Source organism: Spirosoma areae, assembly GCF_054781775.1.
In genome coordinates this window covers 201,154-215,555 of record NZ_BAAGTT010000033.1, presented here as the reverse complement: position 1 = coordinate 215,555, position 14,402 = coordinate 201,154, and the positions used below count along the sequence as shown (strand labels likewise).

Genomic DNA, 14,402 nt, shown 5'->3' with positions numbered 1-14,402 from the left:
TCCAAACGTCAACTGACTAACCATGTCTGCCGAATTCATTAAGCTGTATCCGAAAAATCCTGACCCGCGCCGGATTGAGCACATTGTGAAATCCCTGCGGGATGGGGCCGTGATTATTTACCCAACCGACACGGTTTATGGCCTGGGCTGCGACATCCACAACGCACGCGCGGTTGAACGGGTAGCCCGGATTAAGGGCATTAAACCGGCGAAAAATGATTTCTCGTTTATCTGCTTCGATTTGAGCCACATTGCCGACTATGCCCGAGTCAGTAATCAGGCGTTCAAGCTCATGAAGAGCGTGCTGCCCGGCCCGTTCACATTTATTCTCCAGGCCACGAACAACGTGCCGAAACTCTTGAATACCAACAAGAAAACGGTTGGCATTCGGGTTCCCGACCACGACATTCCCCGGCAGATTGTGCATGAACTTGGCAACCCAATCATTACTACCTCCATCCGCGATGAGGACGAGGTGATCGAGTACTCCACCGACCCGGAGTTAATTTTTGAGAAGTTTCAGCACCAGGTCGACATTGTGATTGATGGCGGCTATGGCGGCAACGTGGCCTCGACGATTGTCGACGCTACCGACGACGACTTTTCGGTCATACGTCAGGGGCTGGGCGAATTAGTACTTTGAAAAGTTAAGATAAGGTTCTATACTTGCATGGTAGGGTTAGCATTCCTTTACCCTTTAGTCCTTTTTTGTGAATTATTTCCCTAACTAATTTCGTAGTATGCGTTTTTCTCTGGCCGCGCTTTCTCTGCTGGCTGTTTGTCAATTTACCGGCTGCTCCTCGCAACCCAAACAGGATGATTCGTCGAAAGGCGGTAAACTCACCACTCAGGCATCGGCAAAAGCGGCAACGCCAACCGACTCTTCCGAAAACCCGCCCGCAAAAGCCGTTGCCTCGACCCGGGCCGTATCTACCGGAGACTCTACCCTCGATTCGCTGACCTACGCGCCTACCGAAGCGATTTTGCCCAAAAAGCGTATTTTCGCTTATTATGGCAATCCGCACTCTAAGAAAATGGGTGCTTTGGGCGAGTATCCTAAAGAAGAAATGCTGCAGCGATTAGACAGGGAAATCAGCAACTGGCAGAAAGCAGACCCCGCCACACCCATCCAGCCCGCGCTGCACTTAGTGGCTATTTCGGCGCAGGGAGCCCCCGGCAAAGACGGCGGCTACCGGCTACGGATGTCCGACAGAACCATTAAAAAGGTACTCAAGTGGGGTAATGAGCATAAGGCACTTGTGTTCTTAGACATCCAGCGCGGCCATGCTCCGCTTGGCCCGGAAATGAAATTTCTGGAAAAATACCTCAAGCTGCCCTTTGTTCATCTGGGTATCGACCCGGAGTTTTCGATGGTTACCGGCCACCGGCCCGGCGCCAAAATTGGCTCCTACGATGCTGCCGATGTGAACCAGGCCGTGCAGTTCCTGAGCCGGGTTGCTACAGAAAATAATCTGCCACCAAAAGTATTGGTGGTTCACCGCTTCACGCAGGGCATGATTAAAAACTACAAAAATATTAAGCTCGATCCGAACGTGCAGATTGTGATGGACATGGACGGCTGGGGGCCACCGGTGCTTAAGAAAGACTCCTACCACGACTACATCGTGAAAGAGCCGGTGCAATACACAGGCTTTAAGCTGTTCTATAAAAACGATTTTCGCAAACCCGGTTCCCGCATCATGACGCCGGAGGAAGTGCTGGCCCTAACGCCAAAACCGATGTATATTCAATATCAATAAGATTGTAATTTCTAAAACCACAATAGGCGGCCCATAGAGCCGCCTATTGTGGTTTTTATTTACTCATCATTAGCCTCTGGCGGTTAGATACACCTCTGGATAGACAACTAAATTAGTTGATTAAACTAAACAGGTGACTCCAGCGGATTTTATGCCAGATGCTGGCAGGGACGGGGTCAATCGACATCCAGACAAACACCGCTTTACCGACAATATGGTCTTCGGGTACGAATCCCCAAAACCGGGAATCCTCAGAGTTATGCCGATTATCCCCCATCATAAAATAGTAATCCTGTTTAAAGGTGTAGGTGGTGAGTGGGCGACCGTCGATTGTGATGCTGGCTGGAGTTATCTCCGGGTTTTTATTGGCCTCATAGCGTTGTATCAGGGGGCCATAAACGGCGATAGTCTGCCGGTTGATCGGAATGGTCATGCCCTTTTTCGGTACCGTTAGGGGACCGAAATTGTCCAGGTTCCACGGGTAAGCTGAGCCTCCGTAGATACCCTGCTGGGCCTGATTGGGTTGCTCAAGGAGTGGTTCAATACCCTTCACCCAATCCAATCCGTTGAATTTCTCAATAGCAGCCTGCGTTGCATTGACACGGTAGCCAACCAGGGTAGCCGTTTTGGTAGAAGCATCATAGGCTTCGAGCGGCTGCCAGTTGATAAATGGTCCTTCAGCCGATTTATAATCGTTCACAATGCCATATTTCCTGAAAAACCGCTCATCAAGCACCTCAGTGGTTTTAATGAAATAGCTGGTTTGGGATTGAGGAGGAACGGGAAATGGTTTCGCGTTGACGTAAACCTGTCCCAGCCGAATCGTTACCACGTCGCCGGGAATACCAATGCACCGCTTGATGAAATTGGTTCTTAGGTCGGTGGGGTAGTCCGGCTCGCCTGCTTTGGGAGGTGGGTAATTAAAGACGACGACATCGCCGTTTTTCACGTGCGAAAAACCCGGCAGCCGAAAAGACGGTAGCTGAATGGCCGTACTGTAGGACGGAATCTCCGTGCCCCATAGTTTTTGATGGGTGAGGGGTACCTGCAAAGGCGTTTGGGGGGTTCGGGCACCGTAATGCAATTTACTGACAAACAGATAATCGCCAACCAGCAGGCTATTCTCCATCGATGGCGTGGGGATGGCAAAGGCTTCAAAGGTCAGGAATCGAATGAGCGTAGCCGCTATCACCGCAAACAGAATCGAATCTGCCCACTCCCTGAGTGCGGATTTTTTAGGTTTGGCCGGTCGTTGAAGGGCCCTCGTCTTTGTCCTGAACATACGCCAATGCGATAAAGGTGATGCGAAGTACTCCGCCAACTGAAGCCGTTTTACTTCGTGAGCAAAAGATAAACGGTATAGCGCTTTGGGTACTTACTATTTTACACCAGCGGCTCTATAACAAGATGAAATTCAAGGGCTTTGCTTTTCTGCTGACTAAGTACCAATCCCTTTCCGCATCACTTCGCTGAGGCTGTTGTCGTCCCGGTGGTATTGATCTTGATTTTCAGCCCAAAATCTTTGCCTTTCGAGACATCTTTCAACGTAACCGTCTCTCCTCTCCGGCCAGCCCAGACACTGCCCTCATCACCGGGTTTGGGAGAGCCATACCGGGCCGTGAAATAGGCGCTTAATTCAGTCTGATAGGCATCGACCGACGGGCGGCTGTTCAAAAACAAATCCACGTTGATGGCCGACACGAACTGGCCAGTCTGGTAATAGAGCATGTCCGCAGTTTCGAGATTTTTGAGTTCAACGGTATAGCCCACATGGGTTGCATCCTTCTCGAAGGATTCGCCTTTTTCGGTGGCGTTGACGCTATTGAACGCGTCGCCGAGGTTAATGCCGCGCCAGTGGCTGTCGGGCGTTAGGCCGAGGTCGGCTAAGCGGCCCGTGATGGTGATGTTTGCTGGTGTTTCGGCCGTCGCTGCGGCATCGGCTGTTGTGGTTGAATCGGTTGGCTGGCTGTCGGCCTGCTGACGACTACGGCAAGCTTCCTGGTTGAGAAAAAGGGTGATGGTGAAGAAAAGCAGAGCCGTTTGTTTCATAAGAATTTGTTGATTTTAGCATAAAGGTAGAATCTGGAAAACGCCTTTACTGGTCGGTATGACTATTTTATTTTTCCATTTGTATTCTTCCTCAAAATCGTTGTCTCATAACTAATTTAGGTCGTTTTCACTTGTGTTGATTGATAATTTTGTCAACTTTGACTTATGTTTAGTTCATTCGATGGTATCCGAATTTACATCTATCCTCGTGACCACAGCCCACCTCATTTTCATGCGTACTATGCTGAATATGAAGCCCTGATTAGTATTAGAACGTTAGAAGTTATGGCAGGAGACCTGCCGGGTAAACAGTTGAAACGAGTTCGTAGGTGGGCCAGATTTGTTCAGAATGAACTATTGAATGAATTTATCAGATTACAACAACTATGAAGCCCTTACCGCGCATCACTGAAATTATTAAGGTCGAGCCATTCAAAATAACATGCCGCTGGTCAACCGGGGAGGTGCGGGTTATTGACTTTGAGCCGATTTTTCATGAATGGAAATTGGCCGAAAGTCTGACGGAAAGCCTCTTGCTGGATTATGATAACTTTAAGTATGTCTCCGTCAGTGAGCAAAAAACGCTTCATTGGGTCAATGTATCAACTCGTCATACCCACTGGGACGAATCAGGTGCTACCAGCCAACGAAGCAGTCCGTTGACCTACGACCCAGATGGACTTTACAGTCGAAGTAAACCTTTGGAATTTTACCGCTTAGTACCCATCTCCGACGCAAAACAGGCGGCCTGACGCTACAACTCCTGCGTCAGATTGAAGAAAAAACCCGCCTTGCCCTGCCCATTGATTGTGCCGCTGAAACGCATCACTAAATTATAGAACGTTACGACATCGAGGCTCATACCCGTACCAACCAACAGCCGATTGGCCAACCGGCTCTGGTACTGTTCGGCCACGGTACTGCCCACGTACCCGGCATCGCCAAAAGCCGTCAGGTAAGCGGCAATGGGCAGGGTGTTGAATTGCCGGACGTGCAGCCAGTTGAGTTGCTTGCGGACATTGACGAGCTGGTACCGCAAACTGTTTCGCCAGACAGCCGCCCGTTGCCCATCGACCACGTAGAGTTCGTAGCCACGCACAATATCATTCCCATTCCCCAATCCCCGCAAACTAACATAGGGCTGGCGGGTAGGCCAGGTAAAGCGGGCGCGAAAACTCCCGGCGGCATAAAATCGCCCACCCAATGGCCAATAGCGCGTTATAGCCGCGGATACGTCCAGAAAATGAAAATTATCGGTTGGCAGCAGCCCCGACACGCCAACAAGGCCGGAGAGTAGGGTTCCCTGCAATGGATACACCACATTGTCGCGCCGGTCGTAGCGATACACATAACTCAGGGCCAGAAACTGCTGGTGCGTGCGGCCATCCAGAAAATAATCAGGATTCAGTTGGGCGACGGTGTCGGCAATGGAGTTGAGGTTGTAACGGGCATCGAGGGTATGGTAATGATACAAGCCGCGCCGGTGTGTGAGTGTAAGGCTTGCATAAGCCCGTTCGCGCAGAACCTCCTCCGACTTGGCATATACCCACTTATCGGCCTGGGTTCGATACGGAATTTCTTTGTTGGTAATGTAGCCTATATCCACCCGCAGGCCAATTTTCTGCGCCCGGTCGATGTAGGGCCGGGAATAGGACAGGACTGTTCGCTGGAGGAAGCCCCGCTCAATGGCGATCTGAAGTTTATCATTGTTGCCCGTTACATTCCGGTAACTCAGCCGCCCGCCGTAGATCACCCGCCGAAAATCGCGGCCCCGGTCATACCACCATTCGTTGAAATTCCGGTCGGCCAAATCGAAGACGGGATACGCGATAATGTACCAGCGCTCTTTCATGAGCACGGTCAGATCGAGTTGGGCAAGTTCGGTCGAGTCGGTTGGCGTGGTAAGCTGGGTTTCGGTATCGACCGTTACGAACAGGGTCGTATTGTTGATGTTTCGTTCGTCCCAGGCGATGCGGTCGGGCAGGTCGGCCAGCCGCACGGAATCGCCGACGTGGAGTGTCATCTCCCGCCGGATAATCCGGTCGCGGGTGCGGTAATTTCCTTTCAGCGTTATGGACCGGACAATGACCTTCTGCGACGAATCGGCTGGCACAGCCGCAACGCTTAGTTGAAGCGACAAAAGAAGCGCCGGGAGCGTCAGAAAATAAGTCAGCCACTTTTTGGGAATCATGATCAAAAGTACGAATTTTCAAAAAAATAAGCCAACAATATCTCCGTATCCTGCAAACGCTGTGTATTATTGTCGGCAATTCTGCAAACCTATGATGACTTCTTAACTAGTACGTTAATTCATGCAAACTGAAAAAATTCAGAAATCGTCTGTAACTGATAAACCTCATTTGAGTTTCTGGCAGATCTGGAATATGAGTTTCGGATTTTTAGGAATTCAGTACGGCTTCGGCCTGCAACAGGCCAATATGAGTCCTATTTACCGCTATCTGGGTGCTGATGAAGCATCCATTCCGGGTCTCTGGCTTGCCGGACCGCTAACGGGTCTGTTACTCCAGCCTATCATTGGGGCCGTTTCGGACCGAAGCTGGTCACCGACGTGGGGACGGCGGAAGCCCTTCATTCTCATAGGAGCGTTGTTCGGCAGCATCGCGATGGTCCTGATGCCCAATTCATCGTATGTGTGGATGGCTGCGGGGCTGATGTGGATGCTCGACGCCGGGTTAAACTCCGCTATGGAGCCATTCCGGGCCTTCGTGGGCGATATGCTGAACGATAAGCAGCGGCCTACGGGGTTTGCCGTCCAATCGTTTATGGTGGGGTTCGGGCAAACCTTAGCCAACCTGATGCCGTATCTGCTGCCTATTCTGGGCATTTCGATGGTGATGTCGGAAGGGCAATTAGCCAATGGCATTCCCAACTCGGTGCGTTACCCGTTCTACATTGGCGCGGCCGCTATCCTGATTTCTGTCCTGTGGACGGTTCGCACAACGAAAGAGTATCCGCCTGTTGACGAGCGCTATAAAGAGCAGCCCGTGTTTAGTGCGGAAGAAAAGAAGTCGATTTCGTTCTGGCATTTGGCCTTAGCCGTTGGGGCCGCTGTTTTGGCCTTCTTCTTTGCTACGCGCCTGGGTGGTATTTCAGCGGGCCTGCTGTGGGGATTTGGCGTCCTGGCAGGCAGTTACCTGTTTCTGATGCTTCCTATTTTCAAAGAGATTCTGGCCTCGCTCTCGGCCATGCCCACCGTTATGAAACAGCTTTGGTGGGTGAAATTCTTTACCTGGTATGGCCTGCCGCTGATGTGGCAATACCTGTCGCTCGCAACGGCTAAATATGCGTTTAACGCGCCCGATACGGTGTCGAATCGAGCCGGATTCGAGGAAGGTACCAAGTGGGGTGGGCTTTGCTTTGCCATGTTCAGCATCTCCTGCGCTGTAATTTCAATATTCATCCCCCGCATTGCCAAGGCCATCGGCAGTGCCCGGGCCACGCACGCCCTGTTCCTCACCATTGGGGCCATGGGCTTCTTCCTCACGCTGACGTCGAACGATAAACTGATTTATCTGGCTGGCATGAGCATTATCGGTTTAGCCTGGGGATCTATCATGTCGATGCCGTACCTGATGCTGGCGAGTGCGGTTCCGAAAGAGCGCATGGGCGTTTACATGGGTATTTTCAATGGCTTTATCTGCGTACCCCAGTTTATTGGGATGCTCACCGTACCACTCTACTATAAACCGCTCCTGGGCGATGACCCGCGCAATGCACTGGTACTGGCGGGTGTTTGTCTGCTGCTCGCGGCAGCCTCCTGTTTCCTGGTAAAAACGCCCAAAACAACCGGAGATATAGAGGTTTCGGTTGGGCCAGGCGGACATTGAGGGGTTTTGATCGTATGAACTGTTTCCTACATTTGCCGTTGCGGTCGGACGTTTCCCGACCGCAACACTTTTTTTAAAATGATAACAACTCCCCGCCCCTACGCCCTGCTTTCCGTTGGCGAATTATTAGCCGACTTAATTGGTCATCACGTGTCGGGCAGTTTGCTCGACGCCCAGGATTTTCGTCGGTATCAGGGGGGAAGCCCGGCAAATATGGCCTCGAATATGGCCCGTTTGGGGAATAAAGCAGCCTTGATTTCGTGCGTCGGCTCCGACAACATCGGGCGATACCTGACCCGGCAAATTGAGGAATCGGGCGTCGATACGCAGTTCATCACCGCCGACCCGCTTGAACCCACCAGCATCGTACTTGTTTCGCGCACCGCCGGAACGCCAGACTTTGTGGCGTATCGCCACGCCGACTGTCAACTCAGGGCTGAGCAGTTGCCGGATACCCTGCTGGCTCAGGCTCAGTTATTTCATACGACCTGCTTCGCGCTAAGCCGGCAACCGGCGCAGGATGTTATTGTCGATGCCGCCCGCCGTGCTCAGGCCGCCGGTTGTCAGGTAACGATTGATGCGAACTATGCCCCCCCCATCTGGCCCGACCGCGACCAGGCCTGGCGGGTGCTGGCAGATTATTGTTCGGCTGGTGCATTGGTGAAAATCAGCGAGGACGATGCCGAGCGGCTTTATGGCGAAGCCCAGAAGCCGGAGCGAATTTTGCAGGATTTTCATCAGATGGGCGCTACCGTGATTTGCCTGACCCTCGGCCCCAACGGCAGTTTAGTATCGTATGAAGGGGGCGCCAGGCAGGCGCACATACTCGGCAGAAAAATTGATGTAGTGGACGTTACGGGAGCAGGTGATGCCTATTGGGCGGGCTTTCTGACCGCCTATCTGGATGGCTATGCGCCCGGCAACTGCGCTCATGCGGGAGCCGCTTTAGCCAAAATGAAATTAACCCGGCAGGGACCCCTGCCCGATCGAGTAGACCGAAACCTGATCTACGAGCATTTTGACTCTCACAAGTAACTGCTGTTACGCCCGGTCTATTGCTATGCCCCTACGGGGCTGAAGCCGATGGGGTACGACAGGCTACCAAACCAGACGCCCCTACAGGGCTGCGGAATGGTGCTGGTTCAGCCCCGTAGGGGTGTCTGGTTTGGTAGCAATTGGGCGTAACATCAGAAGTAAGTATAGACCGCAGAGTAGGATGACTGTTATGATTTATCATCTTAATCATAACAGTCATCCTACTCTGCGGTCTATACTTACTTCAACGCAGCCAGTTTATCCAGGTTAACGGCCTCGACAACCTCTTTGAGCTTGTCCATGCTGATGCCCTGCCCTTTTGCTGTAACAATAAACCGTTTGTTTACCAACACCGCGATTTCGCCGTTCTTACTGGCATTGTCGTATTTCTCATACGATTTATTATCGCCCATTTTACCCGTTTTTTCGTAGCCGGTGTCCGTTTCTTTGTCCATCTCAACCATCGACCAGGCTGCCAGACCCATCATCATGGCCGAGCCGCCCCCGTCTATGATCGACACCTCGACGGTTTCGCTGTTATCGTCATTGGCGTAGCGGCCATTAGCCGTCGAAATAGTGAAGCCTGCCGTTCCGTTTTTCTCGCCGGTCGCTTCTTTACGAGCCAGTCCGTCGGCATCGGCAGGAAGTAATTCTTTCAGGGAGCGAAAGTCAACGGTTGCAACGGGGCCGTTTTTCTGCATTTCCTCCGCCTGAGCGGCCATTTCCTTCAGAGCGCCCACGGCACCCATTGCCGATACGGACTCGTCGTCTTTTTTTTCTTCTTCTTTACTGCTTCCGCAGCCACTCATCAGCATCGCCGGAAGCAAACCAGCCCAAAGTAACGTTCGATTTAGTCGCATGGTCGTTCTTAGTAGATAAGAATGGGGTTAAGGATTAATCGGTAGCAAGCTACATTTTCTTGTAAAATAATAGCTACTATTTTGATTAAACGTCGTTTCTTACCCTACCGGGCTTCTTAAACGGGTACGCCAATGCCAGCATGAACGGAACGATTGCCCGGTCGCGCGGTTCACCGAAGCGAATCTTTCTTCGTTTTTCCGAGCGGAATGCCCACGCCAAAGGCTCTGGGGTCGCTGGGTGGAGTTGTTTTGCGCTTTCCGTCCTTTTTGGGAGTCAGATTTACGTTGGGTTGCACCGGGGCCTGCATCATCGTGCCCGGCGCTGAGACAGGCGAGTTGATTCCTGGTGTCAGCACGGGCGGATTCGCTGAGCGCTGGGCGTTTTGGGTCGAATCAATCTGACCAAAGCAGAGCGATGTAGCTAAGACGCTCAGGAGGAAAAAAAAGGCATAACGCATAGCAAAGAAATAGTTAGTTTGTCCAATTCTAACTAACCGTATGGCCATTTGTTAATTTCCTCATTCCGCAACCCGCCTGGCCAGTACGTAATAATTGGCATCGGGCGTGAGGGTCGTAACTCCGCTGGCTGGCAGGGTTTTCCATTGCCCCGTGGGTTGTAGCTGCCGATACGGTCCCGAGTCGCCGAGGCATACGCGCACCGGCATGGCAAATCCGTCTACGCAGTTTCGCCAGCGGTACTGAAGTCCACCAGCCATCGGGCGGTATTCGAGCACCGGCAGCCTGACATCGCGCAGGTATTGGTCGAACACAGGTTTTAAGGTCAGGCCCGTTTGCTGACTCATGTACTGCTCAATCTGCCGACTCGTAACGGTCTGATGATAAAATGTTTTGTTCATTCCCCGCAAAATTTGCCGCCACCTTGTGTCATTACCAACCAGTTGCCGGATGGTGTGAAGCATGTTTCCGCCTTTGTAATACATATCCCCCGACCCTTCGTGGTTAACGTTGTAAATACCAACAATTGGCCGGTCGTTCCGGATCAGGGCGCGGCAGCCGATGGCATACTGCGCCCCGGCGTCTTTGCCATAATAATATTCCGTGAACAGATTCTCGGAGTAGTTGGTGAAACTCTCATGAATCCACATATCGGCGATGTCTTTGTAGGTGATGTTGTTGGCAAACCACTCGTGCCCCGATTCATGCACGATAATAAAATCCCAGAGCAGTCCCCAGCCTGTACTGGATAAATCGCGGCCTAAGTAGCCGTTCCGAAAGCGATTGCCGTAGGTCACCGAGCTTTGGTGTTCCATACCCAGATAGGGCGTATCGACTAATTTGTAGCCGTCTTCATAGAACGGATACGGCCCAAACCAGTGCTCAAAGGCCTTCATCATGCGGGGCACCTGCTTAAATTGCACTCGGGCCGAATCGAGGTGTTCGGGCAGGGCATAGTAGTTGAGCGCAAGCGGGCCTTTCTCGCCGGCATACGTCTCCGACCAGTGTTCATACCGGCCAATGTTGAGATTAACCCCGTAGTTATTAATCGGATTGACAACGTACCAGTCGAAGGTACGGGTGTGGTCGGGGTTAGTTGTCACCCGGCGCAGGCGTCCATTCGAGACATCGGTGAGGTCTTCGGGAACGGTTACGCTGATGACCATTGAGTCGGGCTCATCGTACATGTGGTCTTTGCAGGGCCACCACACGCTGGCCCCTAATCCCTGGCAGGCCGTGGCAATAAACCAATTCCCGCCTTTATCCCGCGACCACACCAATCCGCCATCCCAGGGCGGACGTTTGGCCACGCGGGGCTTTCCGGCATACTCTACCGTAATGGACTCGGTTTTACCCGGCATTTGCCGTTTGGTGAGCATCACAAAATACGCATTGCCCTCCTGCCGAACCGACAGCGGTTTTCCGTCCTGCTCCACCCGCAGCACCCGCATGGGCCGCTGCAAATCAACCTGCATCGTCTGGCCGGGTTTCAGCACGCGATACCGAATAACCGTTGAGCCACTCAGGGTGCTGTCGGTTGGCTGAACGCGGACGCTGAGGTGATAAAAGGCCAAATCCCACCAGGCGCGCTCGGGCGTGATGGTGCCGCGCAGGGTATCGTCGCGGGTGAATTCAACCCGTTGGGCCTGGGCGAAAACGGGCGAGAGCAGCAGAAACAGGGTTATCAGTCGAATCATGAGGGCAATTAGCGAGGGCCGGGCGGGCAGTGTTTCAGCAGGTAGTTGGTATAGAGTGTGCTTAGGTGTTGCGACGTTCCTTCGCCTTCAAAAATACCATGCGAGCGATTCGGATAGGGCATCACCTGAAATTGTTTGTTGTGTTTCACCAATTCATTAATCAGCACTTCGGCGTTGTCGAAATGCACATTATCGTCGCCAGTGCCGTGAATAAAGAGCAGATTTCCGCGCAGATTTTTGGCGTAGGTAATGGGCGATCCCGCCACGAAGTCGTCCCGGTTTTCCTGCGGCAGTCCCATGTAGCGTTCCTGATAGATGTTATCGTAGAACAACTGATTGCTGACGGCCGCAATGGCAATGCCGGTTTTGTAGATGTCGGGGTACTGAAACAGCAGGTTCAGGGTGGCCGAGCCGCCCCCGCTCCAGCCCCAAACGGCCACGCGGCTGGTGTCGATGTAGGCATGTTTGGCAAACAATTTGCGGGCACCCATCGCCTGATCGCGGATGTTGATGCGGCCAATCTGTCGGTAAATGGATTTCCGCCAGGCGGCTCCCTTTAAGTTGGGCGTTCCCCGGTTGTCGAGCGCCACATATATATAGCCCGCTTTGGCCATGTCGCCCTGAAAAAGTGAGTTATTTCCCACCGAAAAGTTATCATTGACGGTGCTACCCGCTGGTTCGCTATACACATAAAAAACAACCGGGTATTTTTTGGTACTGTCGAAATCGGTAGGCCTGGCCATCCAGCCATCTACCGTTACACCCTCATCGGTGGTCAGGTTGAAGAAACTAACGTTTGGTTTGGGCACGGGCTTCATCCGCGAAGCAATACTTTCGGCGGGGTTTACGGCCTTGTGGTCGGGCAGGCTTATCCACTCCTGCACCACCGGTGTCTGATAATTCCTGAACGAGTGCTGCGCCAGTCGTCCATTAGGCGAAATCACATACCGGTGGGTCCCGGCCAGTCCGGCGGGGGTTACCCGCTCGGCTTTGCCTTTGCCATCTAAGCGGGTGCGGTACAGATACCGCTGATTGGTGTTCTGGGGCGACGCAATGAAGTAAATCTGGTTGGTGGCTTCGTCAATATGGCTAATCAGGTCAATATCATACGACCCTGGCGTCAGCAGGGTTTCGGTCTTGCCATCGCTGCTTACCCGGTACAGGTGCCGCCACCCATCTTTTTCGGATACCCATACAAAAGCTTTCCCTCCGTTGAGCCATTCCCACCCGGTTGGGTCGTCGAAGTTCCAGCGCCCATTGTCGTCGATCCAGGCTTTGTCGATTTCTGTATGAATTGGGGTAACCGATTGGTTGGCAGGCGAACAGACAAACAACCTGCTTTCGTTCTGTTTGCGGTTCAGTTGCTGCACAATCAGGCTCCCGCCCTTTGGCAGCCACGCCATGCGCGTCAGGTAATGCTGCTGCGGGTCGCCAGGGATGGCCAGCCAGGTCGTTGGTGGTACGGCATCCCGCCCCACCGACACCACGCCAACCCGCGCCGGCGATGGCGACTCACCCACTTTTGGGTACTCAACGGGCACCACATGCGAATACACGGAGTCGGTTGTATTCAGCATCAGGTAATCCCGAATGCCGGTAGCATCTATCTGCCAGTAGGCAATCTGCTGGCTATCGGGACTCCACCGGAACCCATCGCGGCAACCGAACTCTTCTTCATACGCCCAATCGAAGGTGCCGTTGATGCGTTTGCGGGTGCCATCGGTGGTGAGTTGGGTTGTTTTGCCCGTCGCGATGTCCTCCACAAACAGGTTGTGTTCACTCACATACGCGACGGTACGCCCATCCGGCGACAGTTTGGCATACATCATCGACTGCGGAGGCCGCTCCTTCCCTACCTGCCGGGCTTGTCCGCCTGTTCGGTTGATTAGGTAATAATCGCCTTTGGTGTTATACCGCCAAACGCGGGCCGTATTGGTAAAAATCAGGACACTGGCACTATCGGGCGTAAATGCAAAATCAGTAACCGGCATGACCTGATCACTGCCGGGCCGGTGCAGGTTGTCCTTTGCCAGTAGAACCGTTTTGCGACCGGTGCGAATGTCGGTCAGGACAAGGTCACCCTGTTCGACGGTGGCCAGGGCATTTCCATCGGCAGACCAGTGCATCTGGCGACCGGGCACCTGAGCCTCTGCCGCATACTGGATTATTGTCAGCAGCAGCAACGGTACTAATAAACGGGAAACAGAAAAAGACGGGTTCACAGATTGAAGCGTATAGTTGAGGTCAGTAATTACCAAAAATACACAGATTTCTGCATTACTGGTTTGCGATACCGAACAGATAGTACCGTCCTGGCGGCAGTACGTAAAGAACTCGTCTACCACAATAGCCGCATAACGAACCGGTCGTACTGGTTTACCCCATTCTTTAGTAAGTCCAGACCGCCCGTTTAGCCGTTTAGCGGAGGTATCATAGCGGGTATATTAGCCTTGAGCCAAATCGGAAAGGGAGAGCAGTTAAAGCCACTCAGCCCCTTCGACTTCACTTGTTGGGTAGTGTTCCGCAGAGGCCCGGTCGAGATGCTCAGCGTGGTCTGGCTGCCCGACTGCCAACAGACCATTGAGTAAACCATTCCATTCGTTACTTATGTCCGGCAAGCTGGTTAAAAGCAAGCTAAAAATTTTATAATATTATTTTGCTATATATAATACAACTATAACAATAAGGTATTACTTT

At 52.5% G+C, this 14,402-nt stretch carries 13 protein-coding genes; 6 read left to right on the top strand and 7 right to left on the bottom strand.

Going from position 1 to position 14,402, the window contains the following annotated elements:
• Positions 1-22: 22 nt before the first annotated feature.
• Positions 23-643: an L-threonylcarbamoyladenylate synthase gene (locus ACYVI1_RS18955; RefSeq protein ID WP_460912306.1), complete on the top strand. Its 621-nt coding sequence runs from the start codon at positions 23-25 to the stop codon at positions 641-643.
• A gap of 97 nt (positions 644-740) precedes the next feature.
• Positions 741-1,760 carry a hypothetical protein gene (locus ACYVI1_RS18950; protein WP_460912305.1) on the top strand — a complete coding sequence of 340 codons (1,020 nt, stop codon included), beginning with the start codon at positions 741-743 and terminating at the stop codon, positions 1,758-1,760.
• A 112-nt stretch (positions 1,761-1,872) separates the two neighbouring features.
• Here the strand turns inward: ACYVI1_RS18950 and lepB are convergent, their stop codons facing one another.
• The gene (gene lepB / locus ACYVI1_RS18945) at positions 1,873-3,042 is read right to left on the bottom strand and encodes a signal peptidase I (RefSeq protein WP_460912304.1); all 1,170 of its coding nucleotides are present in this window, start codon (positions 3,040-3,042) and stop codon (positions 1,873-1,875) included.
• Positions 3,043-3,221: 179 nt separating this feature from the next.
• Positions 3,222-3,809 carry a hypothetical protein gene (locus tag ACYVI1_RS18940; RefSeq protein ID WP_460912303.1) on the bottom strand — a complete coding sequence of 196 codons (588 nt, stop codon included), beginning with the start codon at positions 3,807-3,809 and terminating at the stop codon, positions 3,222-3,224.
• 165 nt (positions 3,810-3,974) lie between these two features.
• Between ACYVI1_RS18940 and ACYVI1_RS18935 the strand changes: the two genes are divergently transcribed.
• Complete coding sequence (locus ACYVI1_RS18935; protein ID WP_460912302.1) at positions 3,975-4,199, top strand: DUF4160 domain-containing protein; 225 nt, start codon at positions 3,975-3,977, stop codon at positions 4,197-4,199.
• Positions 4,196-4,561, top strand: coding sequence for a hypothetical protein (locus tag ACYVI1_RS18930; protein WP_460912301.1), 366 nt, complete (start codon positions 4,196-4,198; stop codon positions 4,559-4,561). The genes ACYVI1_RS18935 and ACYVI1_RS18930 overlap by 4 nt, the downstream gene beginning before the upstream one ends.
• Positions 4,562-4,563: 2 nt before the next feature.
• On the opposite strand, the gene ACYVI1_RS18925 is transcribed toward ACYVI1_RS18930, so the two are convergent.
• A complete protein-coding gene (locus ACYVI1_RS18925) occupies positions 4,564-6,000 on the bottom strand; it encodes a BamA/TamA family outer membrane protein (protein ID WP_460912300.1) in 1,437 nt (478 codons plus the stop codon).
• Between the two features lie 121 nt (positions 6,001-6,121).
• On the opposite strand from ACYVI1_RS18925, the gene ACYVI1_RS18920 reads away from it, so the two are divergent.
• The gene (locus ACYVI1_RS18920; RefSeq protein ID WP_460912299.1) at positions 6,122-7,657 is read left to right on the top strand and encodes an MFS transporter; all 1,536 of its coding nucleotides are present in this window, start codon (positions 6,122-6,124) and stop codon (positions 7,655-7,657) included.
• Between the two features lie 78 nt (positions 7,658-7,735).
• Entirely contained in the window at positions 7,736-8,692 is a 957-nt protein-coding gene (locus tag ACYVI1_RS18915) for a carbohydrate kinase family protein (protein WP_460912298.1), read from the top strand.
• Positions 8,693-8,931: 239 nt separating this feature from the next.
• On the opposite strand, the gene ACYVI1_RS18910 is transcribed toward ACYVI1_RS18915, so the two are convergent.
• The 4 genes from ACYVI1_RS18910 to ACYVI1_RS18895 all read right to left on the bottom strand — a co-directional run bounded on the left by ACYVI1_RS18910 (position 8,932) and on the right by ACYVI1_RS18895 (position 13,831).
• Positions 8,932-9,552 carry a transposase gene (locus tag ACYVI1_RS18910; protein WP_460912297.1) on the bottom strand — a complete coding sequence of 207 codons (621 nt, stop codon included), beginning with the start codon at positions 9,550-9,552 and terminating at the stop codon, positions 8,932-8,934.
• Between the two features lie 170 nt (positions 9,553-9,722).
• Positions 9,723-10,010, bottom strand: a complete 288-nt coding sequence (locus tag ACYVI1_RS18905) for a hypothetical protein (protein WP_460912296.1) — start codon at positions 10,008-10,010, stop codon at positions 9,723-9,725.
• Between the two features lie 60 nt (positions 10,011-10,070).
• Positions 10,071-11,705, bottom strand: a complete 1,635-nt coding sequence (locus ACYVI1_RS18900; RefSeq protein WP_460912295.1) for a M1 family metallopeptidase — start codon at positions 11,703-11,705, stop codon at positions 10,071-10,073.
• Positions 11,706-11,713: 8 nt separating this feature from the next.
• Positions 11,714-13,831, bottom strand: a complete 2,118-nt coding sequence (locus ACYVI1_RS18895; RefSeq protein WP_460912344.1) for a S9 family peptidase — start codon at positions 13,829-13,831, stop codon at positions 11,714-11,716.
• Between the last annotated feature and the right edge of the window lie 571 nt (positions 13,832-14,402).

Coding starts and splice junctions, on each gene's coding strand:
- ACYVI1_RS18920 (WP_460912299.1), top strand. CDS start 6,122: ATGCAAACTGAAAAAATTCAGAAATCGTCTGTAACTGATAAACCTCAT.
- ACYVI1_RS18935 (WP_460912302.1), top strand. CDS start 3,975: ATGTTTAGTTCATTCGATGGTATCCGAATTTACATCTATCCTCGTGAC.
- ACYVI1_RS18915 (WP_460912298.1), top strand. CDS start 7,736: ATGATAACAACTCCCCGCCCCTACGCCCTGCTTTCCGTTGGCGAATTA.
- lepB (WP_460912304.1), bottom strand. CDS start 3,042: ATGTTCAGGACAAAGACGAGGGCCCTTCAACGACCGGCCAAACCTAAA.
- ACYVI1_RS18950 (WP_460912305.1), top strand. CDS start 741: ATGCGTTTTTCTCTGGCCGCGCTTTCTCTGCTGGCTGTTTGTCAATTT.
- ACYVI1_RS18955 (WP_460912306.1), top strand. CDS start 23: ATGTCTGCCGAATTCATTAAGCTGTATCCGAAAAATCCTGACCCGCGC.
- ACYVI1_RS18940 (WP_460912303.1), bottom strand. CDS start 3,809: ATGAAACAAACGGCTCTGCTTTTCTTCACCATCACCCTTTTTCTCAAC.
- ACYVI1_RS18895 (WP_460912344.1), bottom strand. CDS start 13,831: ATGCACTGGTCTGCCGATGGAAATGCCCTGGCCACCGTCGAACAGGGT.
- ACYVI1_RS18910 (WP_460912297.1), bottom strand. CDS start 9,552: ATGCGACTAAATCGAACGTTACTTTGGGCTGGTTTGCTTCCGGCGATG.
- ACYVI1_RS18930 (WP_460912301.1), top strand. CDS start 4,196: ATGAAGCCCTTACCGCGCATCACTGAAATTATTAAGGTCGAGCCATTC.
- ACYVI1_RS18900 (WP_460912295.1), bottom strand. CDS start 11,705: ATGATTCGACTGATAACCCTGTTTCTGCTGCTCTCGCCCGTTTTCGCC.
- ACYVI1_RS18905 (WP_460912296.1), bottom strand. CDS start 10,010: ATGCGTTATGCCTTTTTTTTCCTCCTGAGCGTCTTAGCTACATCGCTC.
- ACYVI1_RS18925 (WP_460912300.1), bottom strand. CDS start 6,000: ATGATTCCCAAAAAGTGGCTGACTTATTTTCTGACGCTCCCGGCGCTT.